This is a genomic window from Streptomyces sp. NPDC055025 (genome assembly GCF_053608565.1).
On record NZ_JBSGVS010000021.1, the window covers coordinates 1 to 26,582 of the forward strand.

The window sequence follows — 26,582 nt, forward strand, 5'->3', positions numbered from 1 at the left end:
GCGCGGGATCTTCCGCGCCGGGCCCCACCGCTTCCGGCGGTCAGACGCCCCTGCGGGGCCCCGGGGGGAGGGCCGCCGGGGTATGGCGTCCCGCGGGCTGCCGGGGGTCGCGCTGCCAGGAGCCCGGGTAGGGCGTGTGCCCGTACCCCCCGTGAGCGGCGTGCAGCCCGGTGCCGAAGGCCGTGAACCCGAGATTCTCCTCATTGCTCCGATCGCCGGGCAGCGCCCTGAAGGACCGGCGGAACTCCGAGTACAGCGCGTCGTAGATCGGCGTCGTGGAGAACCCGTCCACTACGTCCTGCGCGGGGCGCATGGACGGGATCTGACTCTGGTACTGCTGGCGGGAGGGGTCGTATGAGTGCACATAGGAGCCAACGACCCTTTCATCCGTCGGATGCGGCCTGCTGTCCTGGGAATTCGCCGCCGGCTGCCGGAGCAGCAGCCGGAGCGTGGTGCTGGAGGCCTCGCTCATGTGCCGGCCAGGGGCATCGCGGCGGCGACGAGCCGGCCGTTGGCCGCGGCCTTCTCCAGGGCGTCCCGCAGCAGGTCCTCCCGTGGCTGCTGGCCGATGGAGCCCACCGGCGCCGCGAAGACCAGTACGGTGTGCGACTTGTTGGCCGCGGCACGCCAGCCCTCGGTGACCTGGAGCGGCTGATGGGCCTGCCACCAGGCGACCGGGCTGCCACCGCCGGTGCCCGGCTGGAGCACGGCGTGGAGCTGGCCCATGGCGAGCAGCACCGACCAGCCGGGAAGGGCGCCCGGCAGCGTGTTCAGATCGGAGACGGGCCGGAAACCCTGCTCGATCAGGAGTGTGAGGAACTCGTCGGTGGTGGTGTCCGAGCCGGGACGGGCGATCGGCGCGGTGGGCTCGACGACCAGGGCGGGGTGCAGATCGCCCTCGATCAGCACCAGTCCGCTGGTGACGCCGAGGACGGCCTGGCCGCCGCCGGCGCCGGGGCCGGGCCGGGAGCTCTCCGGCTGCTCGCCGCCGGTGATGGAGCGGACCGCGCCCTGGAGCTGCTCCTCGGCGACCTGGACGACCTGGGAGGGGATACAGGTGGCGTGGGCGAAGGCGAGAACGGCGGTCTCCTCGCCGACGAAGAGCACGGTGCTGGTCCGCTCCTGCTCGGAGTCGCCTGGGGTCCGGCAGGAGGTGCAGTCGTAGCTTCCCGGGGAGTTCTCGCCGGCGAGCAGCCGGTCGGCTTCTTCGTCGCCGATCTCGGCGCGTACGTCCTCGCTGACGTCGAGCATGCGCGGCACGGGTGGCTCCTCGAACTCGGTGCGTGGGGCCGGGCTGTTCCCGGCTCGTAAAGAAGACAACGGACGAGCCGTGGCCCGGGTCACGCGCGGATACGTACGGAATCGAACCATCCGGCGCAAAGGGCCGAACGGGCTCCGGAACGAGTCATCCCATGCCAACACCCGTCGGGTGTAGGGAAGTTGGCCCGGTCCACGGAACCGCAGGTCAGTAGATGTACAGGTCGACAAATCGGGAAATCAGTGAACCAATGGGGTGGCTGAAACTCGTTGCTGCTTCGGTGGACCGGGCTCGCCGGCGGTGCGGCCCTGGCGTGTGGCCGTACGGTCCTGGGTCCGCGCTCCGTGCGCCGGGGCCGAGCCGCGGCCGCGTGGCACCGGCCGCGGCAGTGGCCGTACGACCGGACCCCGCGCGCATGTCCGCCGCGATGTGACCCCGAGGGCGGCACCACCCGCCGTCCCCTGGGACCGCGCCCCTCGGGTGTGCCCGGAGGGACATGTGGCCGCCCGGTGGATTGTGCGGGGAAATCGTGAATTCTCCACACCCCGTCAATTCCGTCCGGAGGCCCCGTGCGCCGTCCGCCGTGGCGAATTCGAGAAGGCGCAATTCATGTGATCTTCGGGCTCATGGAATTACTTCGGGGCGGACCGCGAACTGCCCGTAAGAGTGAAGTTGTTGGCGTTCGGCCGATCGCGTGATCCTGTGACACAAGCGTGACCGCTGAGAGACGGGAAGCGCCCTGTGCCGGTATCCGCCCGGCTTCCTTCACCGCCCGGCGGCGCCTACGGTGAGTGTTATGGCACCGATACCGAGTCAGCACCGACAGCCCGACGACGCCCCCGAGTCCTATGTCGGACTTGACGCCGAGAGCGCCGAGAGGCGGGCCCGCAGACGCGGCTGGACAACGGTCAGAAGCCTGCCGCCGGGCGCGATCATCACGATGGAGTTCGTGGCCGGCCGGCTCAACTTCGAGGTCGACGACGGCAGGGTCATCCGCTGCTGGCTCGGCTGAGCCACCCGCCCCGCCCCGCCCCGCCGCACCCTGCCCCGGCTCCCCGCCCCGGCCCGCTGCCCCGCGCGGGGCCCGTGCAGGGCCCCGCGCAGGGAAGTCCCGTGCACGTACGAAGGCCCCGGCCTGGTGGCCGGGGCCTTCGTCTGCGCCGGGGAGGCGGAAGGGGCCGAGGGAGGGCTGTGCGTACCGTCCCCGGCCCGCTCTCAGCCGCCCGTGACCGGCCGGGAGTTCGGCGGGCGGCGGCTGCCCGCCGGAGCCGTCGGGGTGCGCTCGGAGCGCACCGCGTACGGCCGGGACTGGGTGAGCTGCGTGGTGCTCCGTGCGTTCACGGCGCGACTGTGACCTGCTCCGATGGACTCGCGTGGGGGTTCGTCGCCCTGAGGGGAGGCGCCCTGCGGGACCGGGGCGGGTCTCGGGCCGCCGGCCGCGACCGGGGCGGCCGGGAGCCGGCGACGGCTGTCCAGCCAGCGGTCGCGCACCGAGAGAATGGCCGGTTCCGCACGGCCGATCAGCGGCTCGAACCAGGGCAGTCCCAGCAGGATCAGCAGACCGGCGGCCCAGCCGAGCAGGACATCGCTCAGCCAGTGCGTACCGAGGTAGACGGTGGTCGCGCCGACGCCCAGCGCCACCACGGCCGACAGGACCGACAGATAGCGCCTGGCCCGTGGCGTGGTGGCCAGATAGGCCAGGATTCCCCAGGTCACGACGGCGTTGGCGGTGTGTCCCGAAGGAAATATATCGCCGCCCGCGAACAGCTCGGCCGAGCCGATCCGGGTCGCGTAGTGGGGGCCGAGCCGGCCGAGCCCGAGCTTGACCGCGCCGACGGTCACATTGAGCAGCAGCAGGGCGGTGCCGAGCGCCAGCAGGGGGCGGACCGTGTGCTGGCGCCAGGAGCGCCAGCCCAGCCAGGCCGCGATCATCACGGCCGTCGGGCCGCGCTGGCCGAGCACCACGAAGTAGTCGAGGAAGGCATGCAGATCCGGCCATTGCTGATAGGGCCGGAACAGCATGACTTTCCAGTCGAGGGTCACCAGTGAGGAGGTGACGAGCACGGCGACGACGATGGCGAGATAGAACGCCAATGTCCCGCCGAAGAGAGCCGTGCGGGTGCGGCTCATCCGCGGGATCTCTATCTTCGGCGGCTCCGGCTCCCGGTCCAGGCGGGCAAAGATGTCGGTACGCACACAATGGACGTTACAGCGAGTGAGTGAGTGAACCGGTCCATCACGTCCCTTCGTGATGACGATGTGATGTGGAGTACGCCTCGAAGGACCGTTTATTCGGGGTGGTTCCGAAAAATCCAAGTGACCTTCGGCCCTATTCACCGACACACCCTTCCGGGAACTGTCTTTCTGCAGAACAGAAATAGTTCACCGTGGCGTCGCACAGAATTTCCCTGCCGCTCGCGCACGCCCGGGGCCCGCGGTCCTGGCCGGTGCGGCGTGGCGTACGCCACACTGCCTGGTCGGGACGGTGAGTGATCCACCACGCGTCACTCGCGTTCACTCGCGTACGCTGTCGGCTCACTCGCCCGTCGATGCCGGGCCGCCCCGCGGGACCCATGTCCCCGTCGGCCCACCGAGCGCGAGGGACGCATTGGGAGGTACTCAGATGTCCGGGACCACCACGGCCGGAGCGCGGCTGCGCGCGGCTGCCGGTGCCAACCGCTGGGTTGTCCTGTTCGTCCTCTGTGTCAGCCTGCTGCTGGTGGCGCTCGACGCGACGGTCCTGCATGTCGCCGTGCCCGCCGTCACCGGGGACCTCAGGCCCAGCGGTGTCGAGCTGCTCTGGATCGTGGACGCGTATCCGCTGGTCTGCGCCTCGCTGCTGATCCTGTTCGGCACGCTCGGCGACCGCATCGGGCGCAGACGCGTCCTGCTGATCGGCTACGGACTCTTCGGGGCGGCCTCGGCCCTCGCGGCCTTCGCCGGCTCACCCATGGTGCTGATCGGGGCACGCGCCCTGCTCGGTGTCGGCGGCGCGATGATCATGCCCGCGACGCTCTCCATCCTGCGGGCCGTCTTCCCCGACCGGCGGGAGCGGGCCGTCGCGATCGGTGTCTGGACGGCCGTCGCGGCCGTCGGGGCCGCCGTCGGCCCGGTCCTCGGCGGTTTCCTCGTCGAACACTTCTGGTGGGGCTCGGTCTTCCTGATCAATCTCCCGCTGCTGGCGGTCCTGCTGCCGCTGGGCCGGGTGCTGCTGCCCGAGTCGAAGGGCTGCGGTGACGGTCCCTGGGACGTACTGGGCGCGCTGATGGCCGCGGCCGGGGTGCTCGGGGTGGTGTTCGGGGTGAAGCGCCTCGGCGCCGGAGAAGGGTCGCTGGGCCTCGCGACGCTCGGCCCGCTCTGTGCGGGCGCGGCCCTGCTGATCCTCTTCGTCCGCAGACAGCGCCGCCGCGAGCATCCGCTGATCGACATGCGGATGTTCGCCAGGCCCACGTTCTCCACCTCCGTCGGCTGCATCGTCCTCGCCATGCTGGCCCTGGTCGGTCTGGAGCTGATCGCGGTCCAGTACCTCCAGCTCGTGCTGGGGCTCAGCCCGCTGGAGACCGGACTGCGGCTGCTGCCGCTCACCTTCGCCGCCATGGCCGCGGGCATCACGGGATCGGCCACCCTGCGCCGGCTCGGGCCGCGCCGGATGGTGTCCTGGGGCTTCGTCCTCACCGCGGTCGCCGTGCTGCTGCTGGTCCTGATGGGCCAGCACGACCGGCCGGGTCTGCTCACCGCGGGCTTCGTCCTGCTGGGCTTCGGACTCCAGACCACGCTCTTCGGCGCGTACGAGTCGATGCTGAGCGAGGCTCCCGCCGATCAGGCGGGCGGGGCGGCAGCCATAGGGGAGACGTCGTACCAGCTCGGCGCGGGCATGGGGATCGCGCTGCTCGGCAGTGTGATGAACGCGGCGTACGCGCCCGCGGTCTCCTCGGTCAGGGGCGTTCCCGCGGGCGCGGGCTCGGCCGCGGCCGACTCGCTCGGTGAGGCGTATCAGGTGGCGGCCCGGCTCGGCGGGCCCGCCGGGGCCACCCTGCGGACCGCCGCCCGCCAGTCGTTCGTGCACGGGCTGCATGTCACGCTGCTGGTCAGCGCGGGACTGCTGCTGCTCGGCGCGCTGGCCGCGCTGCGGCTGCCGAGGACCATGGAGTGCCCGGCGCCCGCCGCCGAGGGGGTTCCGGAGCCCCGCCGGCAGCAGCCGGGACAGCCGAGGACGCGGGCGCCGCAGCTCCGTAAGCCACCGGAGCAGCGTGGGTCCCGCCCGAGCGGCACACCGGAGCCCCACGCCTCCTCGGACCCACGGACGGACCCGCGTGCCGACCCGCGGACCGATCCGCGTGCCGATCCGCGTGCGGATCCCCGCGCCGCCACCGGGGCTCCTCTCCCGGCGGGCCGCGGACGCGGTTAGCGTCCCCTCGCCGGGGGACGGGCCGGGCCGGTTCGCCGGGGACGGGGCCGGTCGGTGCCGGGTCCTGGCCGGGTCCGGCGAGGGCGGTGGCATGCTAGCGCTGCTAGTTTGTGCCGGTCCGCGTTCCATGAGCCGCCGGAGGTCCTTCCGTGTCCGCACCGTCCGCCGCGAAGCTCCCGCCCTTCGACCCCGGCGACCCCCTCGGTATCGACGATCTGCTCGGCCCGGAGGATCTGGCGATCCGCGACACCGTGCGCGCCTGGGCCGCGGACCGGGTGCTGCCGGGGATCGCCGAGTGGTACGAGCGCGGCGAGCTGCCGATCCGGGAGCTGGCCAGGGAGCTGGGCGGGCTCGGCGCGCTCGGTATGTCCCTGACGGGCTACGGCTGCGCGGGCGCCACCGCCGTCCAGTACGGGCTCGCCTGTCTGGAACTGGAGGCCGCCGACTCCGGGATCCGCTCGCTCGTCTCCGTCCAGGGCTCGCTCGCCATGTACGCGATCCACCGCTACGGCTCCGAGGAGCAGAGGCGGCGGTGGCTGCCCGGGATGGCGGCGGGCGAGATCATCGGCTGCTTCGGGCTCACCGAGCCCGACCACGGCTCCGACCCGGCCGGGATGCGGATGTACGCCAAGCGCGACGGCGGCGACTGGGTGCTCAACGGCCGCAAGATGTGGATCACCAATGGCTCGGTGGCGGGTGTCGCCGTCGTCTGGGCGAGGACCGACGGCGGTGACGGCGGCGGGAGCGGCGACGGCGGCGGTATCAGGGGATTCCTCGTCCCCGCGGACACCCCGGGCTTCTCGGCCCCCGAGATCGGGCACAAGTGGTCGCTGCGGGCCTCGGTCACCAGTGAGCTGGTCCTCGACGACGTACGGCTCCCCGCCGACGCCGTGCTCCCGGGTGCCACCGGACTGCGCGGCCCGCTGAGCTGTCTGAGCCACGCCCGGTACGGCATCGTCTGGGGCTCGATGGGCGCCGCGCGCGCCAGCTTCGAGTCGGCGCTGCGGTACGCCGTCTCACGTGAGCAGTTCGGACGGCCGATCGGCGGCTTCCAGCTCACCCAGGCCAAACTGGCCGACATGGCCCTCGAACTGCACAAGGGGATCCTGCTCGCCCACCATCTCGGGCGGCGTATGGACGCGGGCCGGCTCCGCGCCGAGCAGATCAGCTTCGGCAAGCTCAACAATGTGCGGGAGGCGATCGAGATCTGCCGGACCGCGCGGACGATCCTCGGCGCCAACGGGATCTCGCTGGAGTACCCCGTGATGCGCCATGCGACGAATCTTGAGTCGGTGCTCACCTACGAGGGCACCGTCGAGATGCATCAGCTGGTCCTGGGCAAGGCGCTCACCGGTCTTGACGCCTTCCGGTGACCCCGGTGAGGCGCGCGCCTCGGTGAACCGATGAGCGCCCTGCTCAGCTCTGGTTGAAGAAGCCGTCCTGCGGGCGGCCGGCCGAGTCGCCGGTGACGATCTCCGTGTCGGCCGGGCTCAGCAGGAAGACCCGGGTGGCGACCCGGTCGATCGAACCGCGCAGTCCGAAGATCAGTCCGGCGGCGAAGTCCACCACGCGCTTGGCGTCGGAGGCCTCCATGGCGGTGAGGTTCATGATGACCGGGACACCGGAGCGGAACAGCTCGCCGATGTTCCGGGCGTCCCGGAAGCTCTCCGGGGAGACGGTGGCGATTCTGCGGTCACGCTCCTGGGCGGTCTGGGAGACGACCCGCACCCGCGGATCGGTCTTCCAGGTGTCGCCGTTCTCCGCACTCTCGGCGTACTCGTCGTCGTAGTAACGCTCGTCGTTGTCCTCAACGAGGCCCAGCCAGGCGCTCGCCTTGCGCACCGATCCCATGGACGCCTCCTTTCACCGCGGTCACATGTCGTTCCCTGCCCCTATGGTCGTCCATGATGCGGATTGAGCGCCAAGGGGATAGTCGGCGCGCAGGCGATTCGTGACGGTACTGGTGCAGAAGATGTGGCGGTTCGTCAAGGTTCTTCCAGCGTAGGGGCCCTGACGAGGTGCAAAATATGAACTTCCGGCCAGATGGGTGATGCTGGGGACGTACGGGTGAACGGAGTGCCCGGTACGATGCCCCGCGCACCATCGGGTGACTTTTCGGGGGGTCAGTCATGTTCGGAATCGTCAGACCGTGCTCTCACCGTCTCACCGACGGTCTCAAGACCGAGTGGATGGCCCATCTCTGCGGCCTCTGCCTGGCACTTCGCTCGGACCACGGTCAGTTCTCCAGGATCGTCACCAACTACGACGGGCTGATCGTCTCGGTTCTGACGGAGGCTCAGCTCGAACGCACCGACGGGCGGCGCCGGACGGCGGGACCCTGCCCGCTGCGCGGTATGCGGACGGCGCCGGTCGCGCGCGGTGAGGGCGCGCGTCTGGCCGCCGCCGTCTCCCTGGTGCTGGCCTCGGCGAAGGTACGGGACCACATCGCCGACCGGGACGGGCTGTTGAAGCGCAGGCCGCTGGCCGCCGCCGCGCGCAAGGTCGCCACCGGCTGGGACCGGGCGGGCGCGCGGACCGGCGCCGAGCTGGGTTTCGACACGGCGGTGCTGGTCGACGCGGTCGACCGGCAGCCGCAGATCGAGGCGCTGGCCGGTCCGGGCACCCCGCTGCTCACCGTCACGGAACCGACCGAGACCGCCACGGCCGCCGCCTTCGCGCACACCGCCGTACTGGCGGGCAGACCCGGCAACAGCGCGCCGCTCGCCGAGGCCGGCCGGCTCTTCGGACGGCTCGCGCATCTGCTGGACGCCGTGGAGGACCAGGGAGCTGACGAGGCGTCGGGTGCCTGGAACCCGCTCACCGCGACCGGTACCTCGCAGGCGGAGGCCCGGCGGCTCGCGGACGACGCGGTGCGCGGGATCAGGCTCGCGCTGCGGGACGCGGACTTCACCGACGACCGGCTGGCCCATGTGCTGCTCGCGCACGAACTGCGCGTGTCCGTCGACCGCGCCTTCGGTACGACGGTCTGCGGCCACGGGGATCACGGCCGGCGCGAAGGGCACACCACACGCGAGGGGAACGGCTCGCACCACGCGTACGAGGGGCGCGACAGCCATGGCGGTCCGGGCGGTCCGCCCCCGCAGGGCAACCCGTACGCGGGCCAGGGCGCGGGAGCGTACGGGCCCTACGGCTCGAACAATCCCTACGGCGGCGGACATCCGGGCATACCGGGCGGGCCCGGTGGCCCTGGCGGGATGCCGGGCCCCGTGCCGGAGCCGCCGAGGCCCGGCAGACGCGGCTTCTGGGCCGGCTGCGCGGTCTTCGTCGGGCTGTGCTGCACCTGCAAGCTGTGCTGCGCGAAGGAGTACGAGGGTCCGTGGTCGCGCAAGAAGCGGGAGGGCTGCTGCCGCGACTGCGACTGTGACGGCAACTGCTGTGACTGCTGCGGTTGTGACTGCTGAGAACGGTCGATTCCGGCGGAGAACGGTGACGGCGGAGAACGGTGACGGCTGGGAACGGTGGGTGACGGGAACCGGGGTGTAACGCGGGGCGAGGGGGGTCGAGCGTGACGCTCTGTGTGTGAAGGCACGCGGAACGGCGCGTGAGCGCCGGGACTGCGGGGCCGTGCAGGGTGTCAGCTCAACAGGAAGAGGACCACACTCGACCGAAGTCGATGTGGGAGCGTGTGACCAGCCACTGCTGCCGATTCATGGGCCAAGTGGAACAGGCATCCGTTTCCACGTCAACCGAGGGAGACCGCGGGCTCACAGTCCGGACGAGCTTGACAACGGGCCGTACACACCGCTTAGCCTCGGAGTCGTGGTGGATCCCGCTGAGGGGCTCGGTCCGCCCGCGCTGTCTGTGAAGGCACATCCCGTGTTCGATCACCGCATCCACGGAGCCTTCGCATGCCTGTGTCACCTGTGTCGTCGGGTACTGCCCGTCCTCCGGCCGTAACTCCCTCCCTCGTGGTGATCGGGGCGGGTCCGCGCGGCACGGGCTTTCTGGAGCGGCTCGCCGCCAACGCGCCGTCCCTGTACGGCGGACTGCCGCTGGACATCCATCTCGTGGACCCGTACCCGCCGGGCGCCGGGCGGATCTGGCGCCGTGACCAGTCACCGCTGCTGTGGATGAACTCCATGGCCGAGGACGTCACGATGTACACCGACGAATCGGTCGTCCTGGACGGGCCTGTACGGCCGGGACCCGCGCTGCACGAGTGGGCCCGGGAGGTGCGGGAGGGCCGGATACCGCTGCCCGCCGACTCCGAGCGGGCCGAGCCGGGACTCCGGGCGGCGATAACCGCGCTGACCGGCCAGAGCTTTCCCAGCAGACAGGTGCAGAGCGCCTATCTGAGCTGGGTGTACGAACAGACCGTGGCCGCCCTGCCACCAAGTGTGACACTTCATCGGCACCGTACCCACGCGCTGCGGGTCAGCGGCCCGCGCGGCGGACGCCAGCGTGTCTGGCTGGAGGACCGCGCCGAGCCGCTGCTCGCCGATCTCGTCGTGCTCACCCTCGGCCATCTCGACGGCGAACCCGACGCGCGCCAGCGGGAGTTGCGGGCGTTCGCGCGGCGCCACCGGCTGATCCACCTGCCGCCCGACTTCACCGCCGACAGCGATCTCTCCGAACTGCCCGCCGGTGAAGCCGTACTCGTCCGGGGCTTCGGACTCGCCTTCGTCGATCTGATGGTGCTTCTGACCGAGGGACGCGGCGGACGGTACTCGGGGAGCGCCGACGACGCGGGTGCCGACGACACGAGCGCCGGCGGAGGGAGCGCCGGCGGCGAGGGCGGCGGGGAGCTGGTGTACCACCCCTCCGGACGGGAACCGGTCCTCTACGTCGGGTCGCGGCGCGGAGTCCCGTACCACTCCAAGATCGGCTACGGGCCGGACGGTGAACGGGCCCCGCTGCCCCGCTTCCTGGGACCCGCGCAGATCGACGAACTGCTGAGCAGACCGGGCCCGCCGGACTACGAACGCGATCTGCGGCCGCTGATCGACAAGGAACTCGGATTCGCCCACTACCACCGGCTCTTCAGCGCCCATTCCGAGCGCACCCGCGTCGGCTGGACCGACTTCGAGGAGAAGTACGCGGCGGCCGACCCCGGCAGTCCGGAGCTGGACGCCCTGGTCGCCGGCGCCGTACCCGACCCCGCCGACCGGCTCGATCTGGCCGCCCTCGACCGGCCGCTGGACGGGGTGCGCTTCCCCTCGTACGACGCCCTCCAGCCCGCGCTGCGCGCGTACATCACCGCCGATCTCGTCCGCAGGCACGATCCGTCCCACAGCGCGGACCTGGCCGTCTTCTACGGGCTCCTCTCGGTCTACGGGCAGCTCATCCGGCTCGGCGACCTCGGGGACATGGACGACCGGTGGCACGGCTTCTTCAGCTATCTCGCCTCGGGCCCGCCCGGCCCCCGGCTGCGCCAGTTGCTCGCGCTCTCGCGGGCCGGTGTGGTCCGCTTCCTCGGCCCGGACATGACGGTCGAGGCCGATGAGCGGCAGGGCGTCTTCCGGGCCCGCAGCGCCGGGGTGCCCGGTGCGTACGTCGAGGCACGCGCCCTGGTCGAGGCCCGGCTCCCCGACCCCTCGCCGGAGCGCACCCGCAGTCCGCTGCTGCGCGCGCTGTACGAGGAGGGGGCCGCCGTCACCGCGGGGGCCGGTCTGGTCAGGGTCGACCCCGGCGACGGACGGCTCGTGGAGCGCGACGGGCGTCCGCATCCCCGGCGCTTCGCGCTCGGCCCGTACACCACCGCCCGCTCCAGCGGGGCCTTCACCCGGCCCCGGACCGGCGGACCGGCGTTCCGGCAGAACGACGCGACCGCGCGGGCCGCGCTCACCCTCCTCGGTGAACTGTCCTTCCGCGCCGGGCCCGTGTCCGCCACCGGCCGGCCGCACACCGCGCCGCCGGAGGGTCCGGGCCCCGTGCCGCCGGACGGTCCGCACGCCGTGTCCTCAACCGCCGGACGAGCCCGGAGCGGCCCGTCCGAAGCCGAAAGGTAGAGCCCGTCATGTCCGCCACCCGACCCCTGCATCTCGCCGCCGAGATCGGCGGTCCGCCGCACTTCGATGCCGCGTGGTACGTCGAACTCGCCCAGCTCGCGGAGCACGGCGCCCTCGACTTCGTGACCCTCCAGGACTCCTTCGCCCGCCCCGGCCTCGACGCGCTCGCCGTACTCTCCCGGGTCGCCCCCACCACCGAGCGCGTCGGTCTGGTGCCGACCGTCACCACCACCCACACCGAGCCGTTCCATGTCTCCACGGCCCTGGCGACCCTGGACTGGGTCAGCCGGGGCCGGGCCGGCTGGCTGGTCGATGTGTCGGACACCCCGGCGCAGGCCCGGCTCTTCGGACGCCGCCGGGCCGCCCCCGCCGCCGCCCTGTGGCGCGAGGCCGGTGAGGTGGCCGAGGTGAGCGCCCGGCTCTGGGACAGCTGGGAGGACGGCGCCGAGATACGTGACATGTCGACAGGGCGCTTCATCGACCGCGACAAGCTGCACTACGCCGACTTCGAGGGGACCGGGTTCCGTGTCCGCGGCCCGTCCACCGTGCCGAGACCGCCACAGGGCCACCCGGTCACCGTGATCGACGGGACCGCCGGCCACAGCGGGGAGACCGCGGCGCGCCACGCCGATGTGGTGCTGGTGCGGGCCGGCCGTCCCGAGGAGGCGGCGGCACTGCGCGAACGGCTCCGGACGCGCGCCGCCGCCCACGGCCGTGACCCGGACGCCCTGCGGGTGCTGGCCGCGCTCACCGTCCATCTCGGCGACGGCGAGCGCCCGTTGGACCCGGGCCCGGCGAGCGGGCCGCGCACCACGGCGCGCGCGGCGCGACCGCACTACCGGGGCGGTCCCGGGGGCCTCGCCGAACTCATCACCGGATGGCACGGCGCCGGTGCCGTGGACGGCTTCCACCTCACGCCCGCCGAACCGCGCCGGGATCTCGAACGGCTGGTCAACGGCACCGTGGCGCTGCTCCAGCACCGCAGCCGCTTCCGTACCTTCCATCCGGGCGGCACCCTCCGCGAACACCTCGGCCTCGCCCGCCCGGCCAACCAGTACACGACCGCCGGGGGAGTCCGATGACCGCCGACCGCAAGCCGATCCATCTCGCCGCCCACTTCCCGGGGGTCAACAGCACCACCGTCTGGACCGACCCGCGCTCCGGGTCCCAGATCGACTTCTCCTCCTTCGAGAAGCTCGCCCGTACCGCGGAGCGCGGCAAGTTCGACTTCTTCTTCCTCGCCGAAGGGCTGCGGCTGCGCGAACACAACGGTCTGATCCACGATCTGGACGTGGTCGGCCGTCCCGAGTCCCTCACCGTGCTGAGCGCGCTGGCCGCCGTCACCGACCGGCTCGGGCTGGCCGCCACCGTCAACGCCACCTTCAACGAGCCGTACGAACTGGCCCGCAGACTCGCCACCCTCGACCATCTCAGCGCGGGACGGGCCGCCTGGAACGTGGTGACCTCGTCCGACGCCTTCACCGGGGAGAACTTCCGGCGCGGCGGCTATCTCGACCGCGCCGACCGTTACACCAGGGCCGCCGAGTTCGTCGCGACCGCCCGTGAGCTGTGGGACTCCTGGACACCCGCCGCGCCCGGCTCCCCGTACGGCACGTCCCGGCCCTTCGCCCACTCGGGACCGCAGTTCGGGATCGAGGGGGAGTTCACCGTCCCGCGCTCCCCGCAGGGCCATCCCGTGGTGATCCAGGCGGGCGACTCGGACGAGGGCCGTGAGTTCGCCGCCTCCGCCGCCGATGTGGTCTTCAGCCGCCACGGCACGCTGGAGGAGGGCCGCGCCTTCCACACCGACATCAAGGCCAGGCTGGCGAGGTACGGCAGGAGGCCGGGCGATCTCAAGATCATGCCCGGGGTCACCTTCGTCCTCGGGGACAGCGACGCGGAGGCGCAGGAGCGGGCCGCCGAGATCCGCGGACAGCAGATCTCCCCGCAGAACGCGATCCTCGCGCTGGAGCGGGTCTGGGGACGGGACCTCTCGGCGTACGACCCGGACGGCCCGCTGCCCCGGACCGACCCGGACCCGGACTCGGGACTCGTCCAGGGCCGGGTCAGGGTCGCGGACCCGCTCGCCGTCGCGGCCAAGTGGCGTGCGCTGTCGGAGGCCAAGGGCCTGTCCATCCGTCAGACCGTCATCGAGACCACCGCGCGGCAGTCCTTCATCGGGACCCCGGAGACCGTCGCCGGGGCGCTCGACACCTTCGTCCAGAGGGACGCGGCGGACGGGTTCATCCTCATTCCGCATCTCACGCCCGGCGGTCTCGACGACTTCGTGGAACGGGTCGTACCGCTCCTCCAGGAGCGCGGGGCCTTCCGCACGGAGTACGAGGGCGAAACCCTGCGTTCTCATCTGGGACTTCCCGATCCGGCACAGAAAGGCTGAACGCTATGACGACGGAGACGAACACGACCGTGAGTACGGGCGCGGGCGAGGACGCGGACAGGGGGACGGACGACGCCACCGGACAGTGGCGGAGCTGGCACGAGCACCGGACCGCCACGGTCGCGGCGGTGTACGGACCGCTCTCGCTCGTCGGCACCCACTGGCTCGCCGATCATCCCGGGGGACGGCTGCCGGGAGTTCCCGGGCTCTGGCGCGAGGACGCCGACGGTGACCGTGTGGTGCTGACCGCGGCGGAGGGGGACGGACTCACCGCCGACGGCGGGCCGCTCACCGGGGAGATCCGGCTGGCCGCCGACAGCGGTCCGTTCGACGCGTCCCGGATCGCGGCCGGGGAGCGCAGGCTCATGGTGCTGCGCCGCGAGGGACTCTGGGCGGTGCGCGACGTCGATCCGGGATCCCCCGCGCGGCGCGCGTTCCAGGGGATCGAGGCCACCGCGTACGACACGGAGTGGGAGCTGCGGGGCCGGTTCCGCCCGTACGACGAGAGCCGGACCGTCCTGGTCGAGAACGCCGACGGCCGGGAGCGGGGTCTCGGCCTGGGCGGTGAGATCGCCTTCACCGTCGGCGGTACGGAACACACCCTCCAGGTCGCGGTGGAGCCGGACGGCTCGCTCTGGGCGGTCTTCGCCGACACCACCAGCGGGAAGGGCAGCTTCCGTTTCCGCTTCCTGCGCCCGGCCGCTCCGGCCGCGGACGGGACGGTGACCGTCGACTTCAATCGCGCCCTGCTGCCGCCGTGCGCCTTCGCGGACCACTTCATCTGCCCGTTCCCGCCGCCCGGCAACACCCTGCCGATCGCGGTCCCGGCGGGCGAACGCACCCTCGCCGGCTGACCGGGCGAGGCGCCGGGGGCGGCTGCCGGGGCGCGGCCAAAAGCCGCCCTTGTGCCGGGAGCCGGGTCACTCGATACTCCCGAGCAGCGCCGGCGGGGGGCGCCCGTTCCGTCCCGGACGGATGGCCGCCCCCGGCCGCGCCTCACGGGCCCGTACCCCACGGAGGGCCCTCGATTCCCCCCGGGAGGAACGCCAAGTGAGGATCAAGCGCACCATCCGCCGCGCCGGCACCACCAGACGTACCAGGTTGCTCGCCGTCGCCACGGGACTCGCCGCCGCCGTGGCACTCGCGGTCCCCGCCGCCAACGCCGTCACGGGCGCTACCGCAGCGGGGACCGCGGGCGTGTCCGCCGGGAGCGGGCTCGCCGCCCTCGGGGACGCGGTCCAGGGCGCCGGGGTGGCGGGCACCGCCTGGCGCGCCGACCGCGGCGCCGGCACGGTCGTCGTCACCGCGGACAGCACCGTCTCCGCGGCGGGGATCGCCGCGATCGAGCGGGCCGCCGGTCCCCGCGCGGGCGCGCTGCGCTTCGAGCGTACGGCCGGGCGGCTCTCCCCCCAGCTCTCCGGCGGTGACGCCGTCTACGCCGGGGGCGCGCGCTGCTCGGTCGGGTTCAATGTCACCGGAGGCGGCGCGTTCTACTTCCTGACGGCGGGACACTGCACCAGCGGCGCCTCGACCTGGTACGCGGACCCCTCGGGATCCACGGTCGTCGGCGCCACGGCCGGAACCACCTTCCCCAGCCGTGACTTCGGCCTCGTGCGGTACACCAATCCCGCGGTCCCCGTGCCCGGTACCGTCGGCACCGCCGACATCACCGGCGCGGCCAGCGCCACGGTCGGGATGCCCGTCACCTTCCGGGGCGCCGTCTCCGGTGTCCGCTCCGGCGTGGTGGTCAGTCTCAACAACACGGTCAACTACGGCGGTGGCCAGGTCGTCAACGGACTGATCCGTACCAATATCTGCACCCAGCCGGGCGACAGCGGGGGCGCGCTCTACTCGGGCACCCTCGCCATCGGGATCCTCTCGGGCGGCAGCGGAAGCTGCGCGGGCGGCTCCGGCACCTCGTACTTCCAGCCGGTCATTCCGGCGCTCAGCGCTTACGGCGTCAGCGTCTACTGACGCCCCGCACGCCCCCCGCACGCCGTCGGTCACCACCGTCGAACCCCTGTCCGGTCCACCGGGCGGGGGTTCGGTCTTGCGCGGTTCTGAGACACTGTCGGGGTGGTCGGCCACAGGGTGGACGGGGGCTGTGGAGCAGTGAAACGTATCGGAGTGACCGGTCACAGAAACATCCCGGCCGAGGCCTACGCGCACATCAGGGCCGCCATCCAGTCCGTACTCCACGGCCACCAGGGCTCGTTGGAGGCACTGTCGAGTCTGGCCGCGGGCGCGGACCAGCTCTTCGCGGTCCTCGCCCTGGACCGCGGCGCCCGGCTCACCGCCGTCATCCCCAGCGGTGACTACGAGGACGGCTTCGAGGACCCGGCGGAACTCGCCGGCTACCGGCGGCTCAAGGACCGGGCCACGCTGGAGGTGCGGATGGCCTTTCCGCACTCCACCGACGAGGCCTACTACGCGGCGGGCACCTATATCGCGGACCACTGCGACCGTCTGCTGGCGGTCTGGGACGGCCTCCCGGCCCGCGGTCTGGGCGGTACGGGAGACATCGTGCGCTATGCCCGCGAGCGCGGAAAGCCCGTGACGGTGATCTGGTGCGAGGGCGTCGAGCGCGCCTGAGGAAGCCGCGCACAGCCGCACATGGCTTGGGCAGGCTCGGACAGCGGCGGTCAGGGCGGCCGGTCACAACGGCCGGGTACGGCGGCGGTGGACAGTCGCCGTGGACAGCGGCCGGTCACAACGGACATCACCGGCCGTGCGCCGCCGCCCCGGCTCAACTCCGGTGCCGTACCAGCCAGTCGGTGTGCTGCGGCGAGACGATGCGCTCTGTCTCGTACACCGCGTTCGCCCACTGCTCCTCGGTCACCATCGTCTCCATCGCCGTGTGCATCGCCGCCAGATCCTCCTCGACCAGCGAGTGCGCGGAGATGAGGGGCTGATGGCGCCGTACCTCGCTCCACGCCAGACAGGCGGCGGCCGACGCCGACAACAGCCCCAGTACGGACGGTGATTCGGTGACCGAGAAGGTCCGCAGCGTGGCCAGGACGAGTGCCAGCAGGGTCAGCAGGGCGATGGTGACCGACCAGAGCGTGGTGGCACGGCGTGAGATCACCCTTCTGCGGTGGTACCAGTTGCGCTGTTCGATCAGCCGGTCCCTGACATAGGTCTCCTTGCGCACACTGAACGGCTTCTCGCGCAGCAGCCGCATGGGCCCCGTGACCAGATCCCCGACCGGTCCCACCACTCCCGTGACACTCCGGGCACCGCCCGAGCTGTCACGCGGATCCTCCCAGCCGACCTTCTTCAGCTCGTTGAGCCCCGCCTCCATCCGGGTGGTGAACAGTCCCGCCGCGTCGGTGGCACCGGAGTCGAAGGGCGCTCCGTGCACGGCGTACCGCCACGACAGCGACTTGATGAACTCGGCCGCGGAACGGTTGAGTTGCCAATGCGACTTTGCTCGTGTGCCGGCGGAGCGGAAGGTGAGCAGAAGCACTCCGGCGTACGCCAACGCGCTGAGTGCGCCGATGAGTTGGAACGAGCCCCCCAGCTTCCCGCCCCAGGGGAGTACCGCCAGCGCCGCGCCCAGGACGAGCAGCAGGAGCTGGAGGCGGGTCGCCTGGACGGCCTGGCGCTGGCGCGCGATGGCGATGGCGTCCGCGTGATGGAAGAGAACCGGCAGATCAGCGTTTCGGAAGACCATGCTGTGCAGTGGTCCGCGTAACTCGGCCATGCGCGCCCCCGTCTGCTGTTTTGTTGTCACCCGATAGACGGAACGGTGTGTTCCGATCCGCCTCGTGAATTCCTCGCAACGCTTTCGTCTCGGCCGTGAGTGCCGAGTTGCCGCACGAGTTCATGAGAGTAAAGTCGAGCCGCTGACACTGCAACGGTGCGGTGTCTCCTCTTCGGACAACATCACCAAGGACGGCCGTCGTGACCTATCAGACCTCTGTCACCTTCGCCACTGCGAAGAAGAACAGGACTCCCCTCGCGGAGATCGACGTACGCGACGCCGGTGTCGCCAAGAAGCTCGGACGTGTACTGCCCATGCCCACCGACCGCACCGCGCGCGTTTCGAGCTTCAATTCCGCCCTCTAGACTGGCGTAATGACAGGACCCCTGGTCCCATTTCGCGAGATCGTGTTGAAGGTCCACAGCAGGTGTGATCTTGCGTGTGACCACTGCTATATCTACGAACACGCCGACCAGAGCTGGCGCACCCGCCCCAAGGCGATCTCTGACGAGGCGATCTCATGGACGGCTCTGCGACTGGCAGAGCATGCCAAGGCCCATGCCCTGCCCTCCGTGTCAGTGATCCTGCACGGAGGGGAGCCTCTGCTGGCGGGGCCGGAGCGGCTGCGCCGCGTCTGCGAGGAACTGACCAGGGCCCTCGACGGAGTGGCCGGACTCGATCTGCGGATCCACACCAACGGGCTCCAGCTCAGCCCCCGCTATCTCGATCTCTTCCTGGAGTTCGGCGTCCGGGTGGGTATCTCCCTGGACGGCGACAAGGCGGCCAACGACCGCCACCGCCGCTTCGCGGACGGCCGCAGCAGCCATCCGCAGGTCCTGCGGGCCGTCGGCCTGCTGCGGCAGGAACGCTACCGCCCGCTCGATCTCGGGCTGCTGTGCACCATCGACGTGGCCAACGACCCGGTCGCGGTGTACGACGCGCTGGCCGCGCTCGACCCGCCGCGGATCGACTTCCTGCTGCCGCACGCCACCTGGGACGAACCGCCGCCGCGCCCTGACGGTTCGCCCACCGCCTATGCCGACTGGCTGCTCACCGTCTTCGACCGCTGGGACGCCGGGGGCCGGCCGATGCCCGTACGGCTCTTCGAGTCGGTGCTCTCCACCCTGAGCGGCGGTCCCAGCCTCACCGAGTCGCTGGGACTCGCCCCCACCGATCTGGTGGTCGTGGAGACCGACGGCACACTGGAGCAGGTCGACTCCCTCAAGAGCGCCTACGACGGCGCCGCGGCCACCGGCTCCGACGTCTTCGCGCACTCCTTCGACGAGGTCGCCGCGCACCCCGGGGTACGGACCCGGCAGCTCGGGCTCGCGGGCGTCAGCGAGACCTGTCGGCGATGCCCGGTCGTACGCTCCTGCGGCGGCGGTCTCTACACGCACCGCTACCGCTCGGGACCGGCCGCCGCGGACACCGGCGCGGGGGACCCGGGAGGCTTCGGCAACACCTCGGTCTACTGCGCCGATCTGGAGGCGCTGATCCGCGGGATCGAGTCCCGTACGGCCGCCTCGCTCGTCCCGCCCGCCGTCGCCGACACCGGTGAACTGCTCGACACCCAGCAGGAGCTGACCCGCTCGCTGCTGGCCGGACTGCACGCCGAGCTCGACGGCCGGGGCGGTGACATCTGGCAGGAGGCCTGGGAGCTGGCGGCCACGGTCGAGCGGTACTCCGACGGCCTCGACGAGGTGCTCGCCCATCCCTACACCCGCGCCTGGCTGATCGATTCCGTGGCCGCCCTGCGCGCGGAGCGGCCCGGCGCGCTCGCCACCGCGCTCCGGTTCCCGGCGTATGTGGCCGCCGCGGTCGTCCGGGGCGGCCTGGACCTGCCCGTACGGATCGGCTACGGGCACGGCGGCGGCGGGCTCCATCTGCCCACCCTGGGCACTCTGCGGCCGGCCGGTCCCGGCGAGCGCGGAGAGGCCGAGGTGCGCGCGGCGGAGCGGGGCTTCGTGGTGCGGACCGGCACGGCGGAACCGCTTGTCGTACGCCTGGACGAGGCCACCCCGTACTGGCGTCCGGTGCGCCGGCTCGACCGGGACGGGGCGCCCGATCTCGCGCTCGACGATCTCGACCCGTACCGCGACCGCTTCGGCGTCCCGGTCCATCCGGGGCTCGGCCCCGACGAGGCGGCCGACTGGAGCGACCGGCTGGCGGCGGCCTGGGGGCTGCTCGGGGAGCGGGTGCCGGAGCAGGCCGCCGAGGCCGGGGCGACGCTCTCCACACTGACCCCGCTGCTCTCCGCCGGGCGCTCGCCGCTCTCCGCCGGGCCCTCGGCCGCCGGTCATGGCTATGGCAACGGCTGCGGCTACGGCGCGCTGGGGGTCCCCGTACACGGCGGCGCCGGGGAACTGGCGCCCGTGCTGCTGCGCGCCGCGCGCGGGGCCAGGCTGCGGGCGCTGACCGAGGTCACGGATCTCTACGCGCTGGACGGCGAGTGGCACAGGCCGGCCCCCTGGCAGGAGGAGCCGGTCCCGCTGTCGGCGCTGCTGGCGGGCGCGTACGAACGGGTGGGGCTCGCCGCGTACGACCCCCGGTACCGGGACCAGGCACGCCGCGCGCTGGACACGCTGGAGGACGCGGCCGAACTCACCGTCAGCGGGAAGAGCCTGCTGACCACACTCCGGGAAGAGGCCGACCGTGGCTGAGACGACAACGACCGACGCGCAGGCCGGGGAACCGGCTGACGAACTGGCCGGGGAACTGGCCGGGGAACTGGCCGCGCTGGGAGTCACGGACGGTACGACCCTGCTCGTCCACGCGTCCCTGCACGACACCGGGCTGGACGCCGACACCCTCCGTACGGCCCTGCTGACGGCGCTGGGCCCCGACGGCACCCTGGTCGTGCCGGCCTTCACCGAGGAGAACTCCGACACCTCGCATGCCCACTTCGCCCGGATCCAGGGGCTGACCCGCAGGCAGGCGGCGGCCTTCCGGGCCACGATGCCGGCCTTCGACCCGCTGACCACGCCCTGCGCCGCGATGGGGCGGCTGGCGGAGTCCGTGCGTACCGCTCCCGGGGCCGTCAGGAGCACGCATCCGCAGACCTCCTTCGCCGCGATCGGGCGGCGGGCGGCGGAACTGCTGGCCGGCCATCCGCTCCAGAGCCATCTCGGGGAGGACTCACCGCTCGGCGCCCTCGTCGCGGCGGACGCGCGTGTGCTGATGGTGAATGTGGGTTTCGCCGCCTGTTCGGCATTCCATCTCGCCGAATACCGTATCGGCGCTCCTCTGCGCTCCTATCACTGTGTGGTGAAAGGGCCGGACAACAGCGCGCGGTGGGTGGAATATGAGGACGTGAACCTCGACGACAGTGATTTCGAGGCGATCGGGGCGTCATTCCCCTGGGATCTGGAACGGAAGGGACAGCTCGGCGGGACAACCGCGAGGTCGTTCTCGATCAAGGACGCCGTCGCCCACGCGGAGTCGTGGATGACTGAAAAGCGGCCTTGATTGACCGAACGGTACGGGGAGGAAGGGGCTCGGTTCCGGAATGATTGGTTCGCTCATCCCCGTGACTTTCAGGGATTTCATGGGGGTGAGTGCTCACACAGGACGGGGGTCGTGTGCAAGCGTCATCGCACCAGCGGGCGGCTGACCATCGGCCGTACTTCTTTCTCAGTTACGCGCACACGCCGAGGGACGGTGCGGGGGGTCCGGATCCGGACATGTGGGTGGAGCGGCTCTTCCGCGATCTGAGCGCCCATGTGATGGCCATGACGGATCTGCCGGCCGGGGCGCAGGCCGGTTTCATCGACCGGGAGATGCGCTCCGGCGAAGGCTGGTCGGAACGGCTGGCCGAAGTGCTGGCGACCTGCCGGGTGTTCGTACCGCTCTTCTCACCGCGCTACTTCGCCAGCGAGATGTGCGGCAAGGAGTGGTTCGCCTTCGCCCAGCGGGTCATCTATGAACAGGCCAAGAGCAATCGCGTCGCGGAGGCGATCGTGCCGGCCCTCTGGGTGCCGGTGCCGCCCCGGCAACTGCCGGGCCCCGCCGAGCGGTTGCAGTTCAATCACCGGGACTTCGGGGACCGCTATGTCACCGACGGGCTCTACGGTCTGATCAAACTCCGGATATTCGCCGAGGAGTACGAACGGGCCGTCTACGAACTCGCCAAACGCATTGTCAGTGTCGCCGACACCGCCGCCGTCGGCCCGGGGCGGCCGGTCGACTACCGCAACGCTCCCAGCGCCTTCGGCACGAGCGGCGGACCGCGCCCGATGCAGGTCACCGTGGCCGCGCCCACCCGCCACGACCTCCCGGCGGGCCGGGCCTCGCACTACTACGGCGGAATGGCCCAGGACTGGAATCCGTACCACCCGGACTCGGTACGGCCGCTGGCCTATGTCACCCGGGATCTGGTGCGGTCCCTCAACTACCAGGCGGACATCCTCTCCTTCGACGAGGTGTCCGTACCGCAGGAGGGCAAGCAGTCGCCCACCCGGCCGGAGATCCTGCTGGTCGACCGGTGGGCCCTGCGCGACGAGGAACAGCGCGAGCGGCTCGCCGCGTTCGACGCCGAGCACCGGCCCTGGGTGAGCGTCGTCGTCCCGTGGAACCGCGACGACCGGCAGAGCAGGGCCGAGGAGGCCGAACTGGCCGAGCGGTTGGAGCAGACCATGCCGAGAAAGATGGGCCAGGGCCGGGCCGCCTGCCGGGCCGCCGCCAAGGGCGTCCCCAGCATGGAGGCGTTCGGCCAGATACTGCCGCAGGTGGTCGAGTCGGCGGCCCAGCAGTATCTGAGACACGCGGCGGTCTATCCGCCCGCGGGCGGCAGCCACACCGAACGGCCGCGGCTGCGCGGCCCGATGGCCGCCGAGTACGCGACGACGCACTACATCCCCGAGACGCACGACCTGGCGCCCGATGCGGAGGACACGGATGACAGAACGTCGTGACGGACGCATCGTCACCTTCTACTCGTACAAGGGAGGCACGGGCCGCACCATGGCCCTGGCCAACACGGCCTGGATCCTCGCCGCCAACGGGCAGCGGGTCCTGGCCGTCGACTGGGACCTGGAGGCACCCGGTCTGCACCGGTTCTTCCACCCCTTCCTCGACCCCTCCACCCTGGGCGCCACCACCGGCGTCATCGATCTGATCACCGAGTACGCCTGGGCGGCCACCAGCCCGGTGGAGCGCCCCGACGACTGGCACCGCGACTACGCGCGTATCCAGCCGCACGCCGTCTCCCTGACCCCGGAGCATCTCGGCTGGGAGTTCCCGGCCGGCGGCACACTCGACTTCGTCTCCGCGGGCAAGCAGAACCGCGAGTACTCCGCGACCGTCTCCACCTTCGACTGGGACAACTTCTACGACCGGCTCGGCGGCGGCCACTTCTTCGACGCCCTGCGCGACGACATGAAGGCCCACTACGACTATGTCCTGATCGACAGCAGGACCGGTCTGAGCGACATCGCCGACATCTGCACCGTCCATCTGCCCGATGTGCTGGTCGACTGCTTCACGCTCAGCGACCAGTCCATCGACGGAGCCGCCGCGGTGGCCCGCCAGATCGACGAGCGCTACGGCGGCCGCGGTATCCGGATCTTCCCCGTACCGATGCGGATCGACGAGGGCGAGAAGGAGAAGGCGGACGCGGGGCGCGCGCTGGCCCGGCTGAAGTTCGACCGCTTCCCCGGCGGGCTCACCGGGGAGGAACTCACCGCCTACTGGGGCGCGGTGGAGATTCCGTACCGCCCCTACTACGCGTACGAGGAGACCCTCGCGACCTTCGGTGACGAGGCCGGTCTCAGCAACTCCCTGCTCTCCGCGTTCGAGCGGCTGACCACCTATGTCACCGAGGGTGCCATCACCTCGATGCCCGCGGTCGGCGAGGAGACCAGACTGCGGATCAGGGACGCCTTCACCCGGCGCAGGCCCACCCTGCCCGCCGATCTCTTCCTCAGCTATGTGGCGGAGAACCGGATGTGGGCCGACTGGATCGAATCCGTGCTCACCCGGGCCGGCTTCCGGGTCGTCCCCCGCGATGTCTCGGCGGGCCCGGCCGCCCTCGGGAACCCGGCCGCCGACAACGCCAGCCGTACGGTCGTCCTGCTCTCCAGCGCCTATCTCAAGTCCTCGCGGGCCGTGGAGGTATGGGCACGCGCGGCGTCCGAGGACCCGGGCGGGGCCCGGCGCCGGATCGTACCGCTGCGGGTCGGCGACGTCCGGCTCACCACCCCGTACATCGACCGCAACCCGGTGGACCTCTTCCGGCTGGACGAGGTGCACGCCACCACGGCGCTGCTGCGCGCGCTGGAGCGGCCCGTACAGCTCACCGACGCGGTCTCGCCCGGCCCCCGCTTCCCCGGCACCGTGCCCAAGATCTGGAACGCGCCGGCCCGCAACGCCGGATTCACCGGGCGCTCCCTCGTCCTGGAGCGGATGCGCGACCAGCTCGGCGGCGGAATGGCCGTGGTGCTGCCGCAGCCGCAGACCCTCTACGGGCTCGGCGGGATCGGCAAGACCCAGGTGGCGCTGGAGTATGTGCACCGCTTCATGGCCGACTACGACCTGGTCTGGTGGATCTCGTCCGAGCAGACCGCCGATGTGGTGGCCGGACTGGCCGAACTGGCCGTACGGCTCGGGGCGCAGGGCGGCGAGGACATGGCGGCCGCCTCGCGGGAGGCCGTCGATCTGCTGCGGCGCGGGGTGCCCTCCTCGCGCTGGCTGCTGGTCTTCGACAACGCCGACGACCCCGAGCAGATCCAGCGGTTCTTCCCGCCGGGCGGCCCCGGGCACGTCCTGGTCACCTCACGCAACCAGAGCTGGTCGCAGTACGGCGACGCGCTGCCCGTCGATGTCTTCCTGCGCGAGGAGTCCATCGAACACCTCCAGCGCCGCGCGCCCGGACTCTCCACCGAGGACGCCGACAAGGTGGCCACCGCGGTCGGTGATCTGCCGCTCGCCGTCGAGCAGGCCGCGGCCTGGATCGCGGAGACCGCGACACCCGTCGCCGAGTATCTGGACCAGCTCGCGCAGCAGGCCCCCAGCGTGCTGGCGCTCAACCAGCCCGTGGGATATCCGGAACCGGTCGCCGCGACCTGGAACATCTCCATCGAGCGGCTCAAGGACCGCTCACCCGCGGCGGTACGGCTGCTCCAGCTCTGTGCCTTCTTCGCCCCGGAACCGATCTCCGCGAACCTCCTCTACAGCAAGGAGATGATCGAGGCGCTCAAGCCGTACGACGTCTCGCTCCAGGAGACGCTGGTCCTCGGCCGGGTCATCCGGGAGATCGGCCGGTTCGCGCTGGCCAAGGTGGACCAGGTCGGCAACAGCATCCAGGTGCACCGGCTGGTCCAGGCGATCATCAGGGCGCAGCTGAGCGAGGAGGAGCAGCGGGACGCCAGGGACGCCGTGCACCGGATCCTCGCGGGCGCCAGGCCCGACGGCGACGAGCCGATCGACAACCCCGCCACCTGGGAGCGGTTCGCCACGATCTGGCCCCATCTGGCCACCTCCGAGGCGAGTCTGTGCCGGCGGCCCGAGACCCGGCGGCTGATGATCGACCGGGTGCGCTATCTGTGGAAGCGCGGCGATCTGCTGGCCGCCTTCGCGCTCGCCGACGAACTGCGCGCGACCTGGCGCGAGACGCTCGGCAGCGACGATCCGCAGTATCTGTATCTGCGCTTCCACCTCTCCAACATCTTCCGCTCGCAGGGCCGTTATGTGGAGGCGCGCGAACTGGACGAGGAGACCCTCACCCGGCAGCGCAGGGTGCTGGGGCCGACCCATCCGCATACGTATATGACCACCAGCGGACTGGCCATGGACCTCGGCACCCTCGGTGAGTACGCGAAGGCGCTGGCTCTGGCGAAGGAGGCGCACGAGGGGTTCAGCGGGATCTTCCACGAGTCCCATCCGAGGACGCTCGCCGCCGCCAACAACCGGGCGCTGAATCTGCGGATGGTGGGGCGGTACGCGCAGGCGCGCGAGATGGACCAGGACGTCTTCGACCGGCGGACCGAGGTGCTCGGCCCGGACCATCCGTACACCCTCTCCTCCGCCACCAGCCTGGCGCGCGATCTGCGGGAGATCGGCCGGTACGAGGACTCGGTCGCGCTGCTCACCCGGACGTACGCCCTCTACAAGGAGCAGCTCGGGCGGGCCTTTCCCGGCACCCTGGCCGCGGCCAAGAGCCTCGCCGTGTCGCTGCGCAGGGCCGGCCGGCTGGAGGACGCGCGCCGGCTGACCACGGCCACCCGCAACCGCTACCGCGCCAAGTACGGTGGCGAGCCCAACCCGGACTCGCTCGCCTGCGATCTCAATCTGGCCGCCGACCACTTCGCCGCCGGGGAGCCGGTGGCGGCCCGGGATCTGGCGCAGGAGGTCGTCGACCAGTACCTCCGGGTGCCGGGCGAGCGGCATCCGTACACCCTCGCCGCGATCAACAACCTTGGTGTCTACCAGTGGGGTTGCGGCGCTCCCGAACTGGCGGAGCAGCTTTTCCAGGGCGCGCTGCGGACCATGCGGGAGGTGTTGGGGGACGACCATCCGCACACGCTGTTCTGCACGGTCGGTCTCGCCAACGCCAAGGCGGATCTGGGCGAGCTGGACGAGGCGCTGGTCACCGAGCGCGGGGCCGTCGCGGGGCTGCGGGTGGCACTGGGCTCGCACCATCCCGAGACGCTCGCCGTCGCCTCCAACATGTGTGTGACGCTGGGGGCGCTGGGGCGCAAGGACGAGGCGGCGCTGCTGCGCGCGGAGACGGTCGAGGAACTGGTGCGGCTGCTGGGCGAGGAGCACGCGCTGACCCGGTTCGCGCGGGACGACCGGAGGGTGTACCGGGATCTGGAGCCGCTGGCGGTGTGACCCCGGCCGGGGGCCGGCCG

20 protein-coding genes are annotated in these 26,582 nt (G+C 71.6%); 15 read left to right on the top strand and 5 right to left on the bottom strand.

Features of this window, described 5'->3' with window-relative positions:
• Positions 1-40 precede the first annotated feature (40 nt).
• Together ACWGDX_RS15105 and ACWGDX_RS15110 are read right to left on the bottom strand one after the other, a co-directional pair.
• On the bottom strand, positions 41-472 hold the full coding sequence (locus ACWGDX_RS15105; RefSeq protein ID WP_453625697.1) for a hypothetical protein: 432 nt from the start codon (positions 470-472) through the stop codon (positions 41-43).
• A complete protein-coding gene (locus ACWGDX_RS15110) occupies positions 469-1,260 on the bottom strand; it encodes a hypothetical protein (protein ID WP_453625699.1) in 792 nt (263 codons plus the stop codon). The genes ACWGDX_RS15105 and ACWGDX_RS15110 overlap by 4 nt, the downstream gene beginning before the upstream one ends.
• 794 nt (positions 1,261-2,054) lie before the next feature.
• On the opposite strand from ACWGDX_RS15110, the gene ACWGDX_RS15115 reads away from it, so the two are divergent.
• Positions 2,055-2,270, top strand: coding sequence for an I78 family peptidase inhibitor (locus ACWGDX_RS15115; protein ID WP_453625701.1), 216 nt, complete (start codon positions 2,055-2,057; stop codon positions 2,268-2,270).
• Positions 2,271-2,473: 203 nt separating this feature from the next.
• Here the strand turns inward: ACWGDX_RS15115 and ACWGDX_RS15120 are convergent, their stop codons facing one another.
• Positions 2,474-3,454 carry a phosphatase PAP2 family protein gene (locus ACWGDX_RS15120; RefSeq protein WP_383033930.1) on the bottom strand — a complete coding sequence of 327 codons (981 nt, stop codon included), beginning with the start codon at positions 3,452-3,454 and terminating at the stop codon, positions 2,474-2,476.
• 427 nt (positions 3,455-3,881) lie between these two features.
• On the opposite strand from ACWGDX_RS15120, the gene ACWGDX_RS15125 reads away from it, so the two are divergent.
• Both ACWGDX_RS15125 and ACWGDX_RS15130 read left to right on the top strand, forming a co-directional pair.
• Positions 3,882-5,666: an MFS transporter gene (locus ACWGDX_RS15125; RefSeq protein ID WP_453625703.1), complete on the top strand. Its 1,785-nt coding sequence runs from the start codon at positions 3,882-3,884 to the stop codon at positions 5,664-5,666.
• Positions 5,667-5,815: 149 nt separating this feature from the next.
• On the top strand, positions 5,816-7,039 hold the full coding sequence (locus ACWGDX_RS15130) for an acyl-CoA dehydrogenase family protein (protein ID WP_453625705.1): 1,224 nt from the start codon (positions 5,816-5,818) through the stop codon (positions 7,037-7,039).
• Between the two features lie 43 nt (positions 7,040-7,082).
• On the opposite strand, the gene ACWGDX_RS15135 is transcribed toward ACWGDX_RS15130, so the two are convergent.
• Positions 7,083-7,517, bottom strand: coding sequence for a cell division protein SepF (locus ACWGDX_RS15135; RefSeq protein ID WP_453625707.1), 435 nt, complete (start codon positions 7,515-7,517; stop codon positions 7,083-7,085).
• A gap of 278 nt (positions 7,518-7,795) precedes the next feature.
• Between ACWGDX_RS15135 and ACWGDX_RS15140 the strand changes: the two genes are divergently transcribed.
• From ACWGDX_RS15140 to ACWGDX_RS15170, 7 genes are all read left to right on the top strand, one after another.
• The gene (locus ACWGDX_RS15140) at positions 7,796-9,088 is read left to right on the top strand and encodes a DUF5685 family protein (protein ID WP_453625709.1); all 1,293 of its coding nucleotides are present in this window, start codon (positions 7,796-7,798) and stop codon (positions 9,086-9,088) included.
• 447 nt (positions 9,089-9,535) lie between these two features.
• Positions 9,536-11,635 (top strand): FAD/NAD(P)-binding protein, encoded by a 2,100-nt coding sequence (locus ACWGDX_RS15145; protein ID WP_453625711.1) that lies wholly within the window; start codon positions 9,536-9,538, stop codon positions 11,633-11,635.
• Positions 11,636-11,643: 8 nt separating this feature from the next.
• Positions 11,644-12,717, top strand: coding sequence for an LLM class flavin-dependent oxidoreductase (locus ACWGDX_RS15150; RefSeq protein ID WP_453625713.1), 1,074 nt, complete (start codon positions 11,644-11,646; stop codon positions 12,715-12,717).
• Positions 12,714-14,033, top strand: coding sequence for an NtaA/DmoA family FMN-dependent monooxygenase (locus ACWGDX_RS15155; protein ID WP_453625715.1), 1,320 nt, complete (start codon positions 12,714-12,716; stop codon positions 14,031-14,033). Before ACWGDX_RS15150 ends, ACWGDX_RS15155 begins: the two co-directional genes overlap by 4 nt.
• Positions 14,034-14,062: 29 nt before the next feature.
• Positions 14,063-14,887 carry a DUF1684 domain-containing protein gene (locus ACWGDX_RS15160; protein ID WP_453625864.1) on the top strand — a complete coding sequence of 275 codons (825 nt, stop codon included), beginning with the start codon at positions 14,063-14,065 and terminating at the stop codon, positions 14,885-14,887.
• Positions 14,888-15,083: 196 nt separating this feature from the next.
• Positions 15,084-16,007: a S1 family peptidase gene (locus ACWGDX_RS15165; RefSeq protein WP_453625717.1), complete on the top strand. Its 924-nt coding sequence runs from the start codon at positions 15,084-15,086 to the stop codon at positions 16,005-16,007.
• Between the two features lie 138 nt (positions 16,008-16,145).
• Positions 16,146-16,625 (top strand): hypothetical protein, encoded by a 480-nt coding sequence (locus tag ACWGDX_RS15170; RefSeq protein ID WP_363079331.1) that lies wholly within the window; start codon positions 16,146-16,148, stop codon positions 16,623-16,625.
• A gap of 154 nt (positions 16,626-16,779) precedes the next feature.
• Here ACWGDX_RS15170 and ACWGDX_RS15175 read toward each other — a convergent pair whose 3' ends face one another.
• Positions 16,780-17,706, bottom strand: coding sequence for a DUF4231 domain-containing protein (locus ACWGDX_RS15175; RefSeq protein ID WP_453625719.1), 927 nt, complete (start codon positions 17,704-17,706; stop codon positions 16,780-16,782).
• Positions 17,707-17,936: 230 nt separating this feature from the next.
• On the opposite strand from ACWGDX_RS15175, the gene ACWGDX_RS15180 reads away from it, so the two are divergent.
• The 5 genes from ACWGDX_RS15180 (at position 17,937) to fxsT (ending at position 26,562) form a co-directional block, all read left to right on the top strand.
• Positions 17,937-18,101: an FXSXX-COOH protein gene (locus ACWGDX_RS15180; RefSeq protein ID WP_106409647.1), complete on the top strand. Its 165-nt coding sequence runs from the start codon at positions 17,937-17,939 to the stop codon at positions 18,099-18,101.
• Positions 18,102-18,110: 9 nt separating this feature from the next.
• Positions 18,111-20,396 (top strand): radical SAM/SPASM protein FxsBH, inactivated beta-hydroxylase extension form, encoded by a 2,286-nt coding sequence (fxsBH, locus tag ACWGDX_RS15185; RefSeq protein ID WP_453625721.1) that lies wholly within the window; start codon positions 18,111-18,113, stop codon positions 20,394-20,396.
• Between the two features lie 43 nt (positions 20,397-20,439).
• Complete coding sequence (locus tag ACWGDX_RS15190; RefSeq protein WP_453625866.1) at positions 20,440-21,201, top strand: aminoglycoside N(3)-acetyltransferase; 762 nt, start codon at positions 20,440-20,442, stop codon at positions 21,199-21,201.
• An 89-nt stretch (positions 21,202-21,290) separates the two neighbouring features.
• Complete coding sequence (gene fsxC, locus ACWGDX_RS15195; protein ID WP_453625723.1) at positions 21,291-22,646, top strand: FxsC protein; 1,356 nt, start codon at positions 21,291-21,293, stop codon at positions 22,644-22,646.
• Complete coding sequence (gene fxsT, locus ACWGDX_RS15200; protein WP_453625725.1) at positions 22,630-26,562, top strand: FxSxx-COOH system tetratricopeptide repeat protein; 3,933 nt, start codon at positions 22,630-22,632, stop codon at positions 26,560-26,562. Before fsxC ends, fxsT begins: the two co-directional genes overlap by 17 nt.
• Positions 26,563-26,582: the final 20 nt, after the last annotated feature.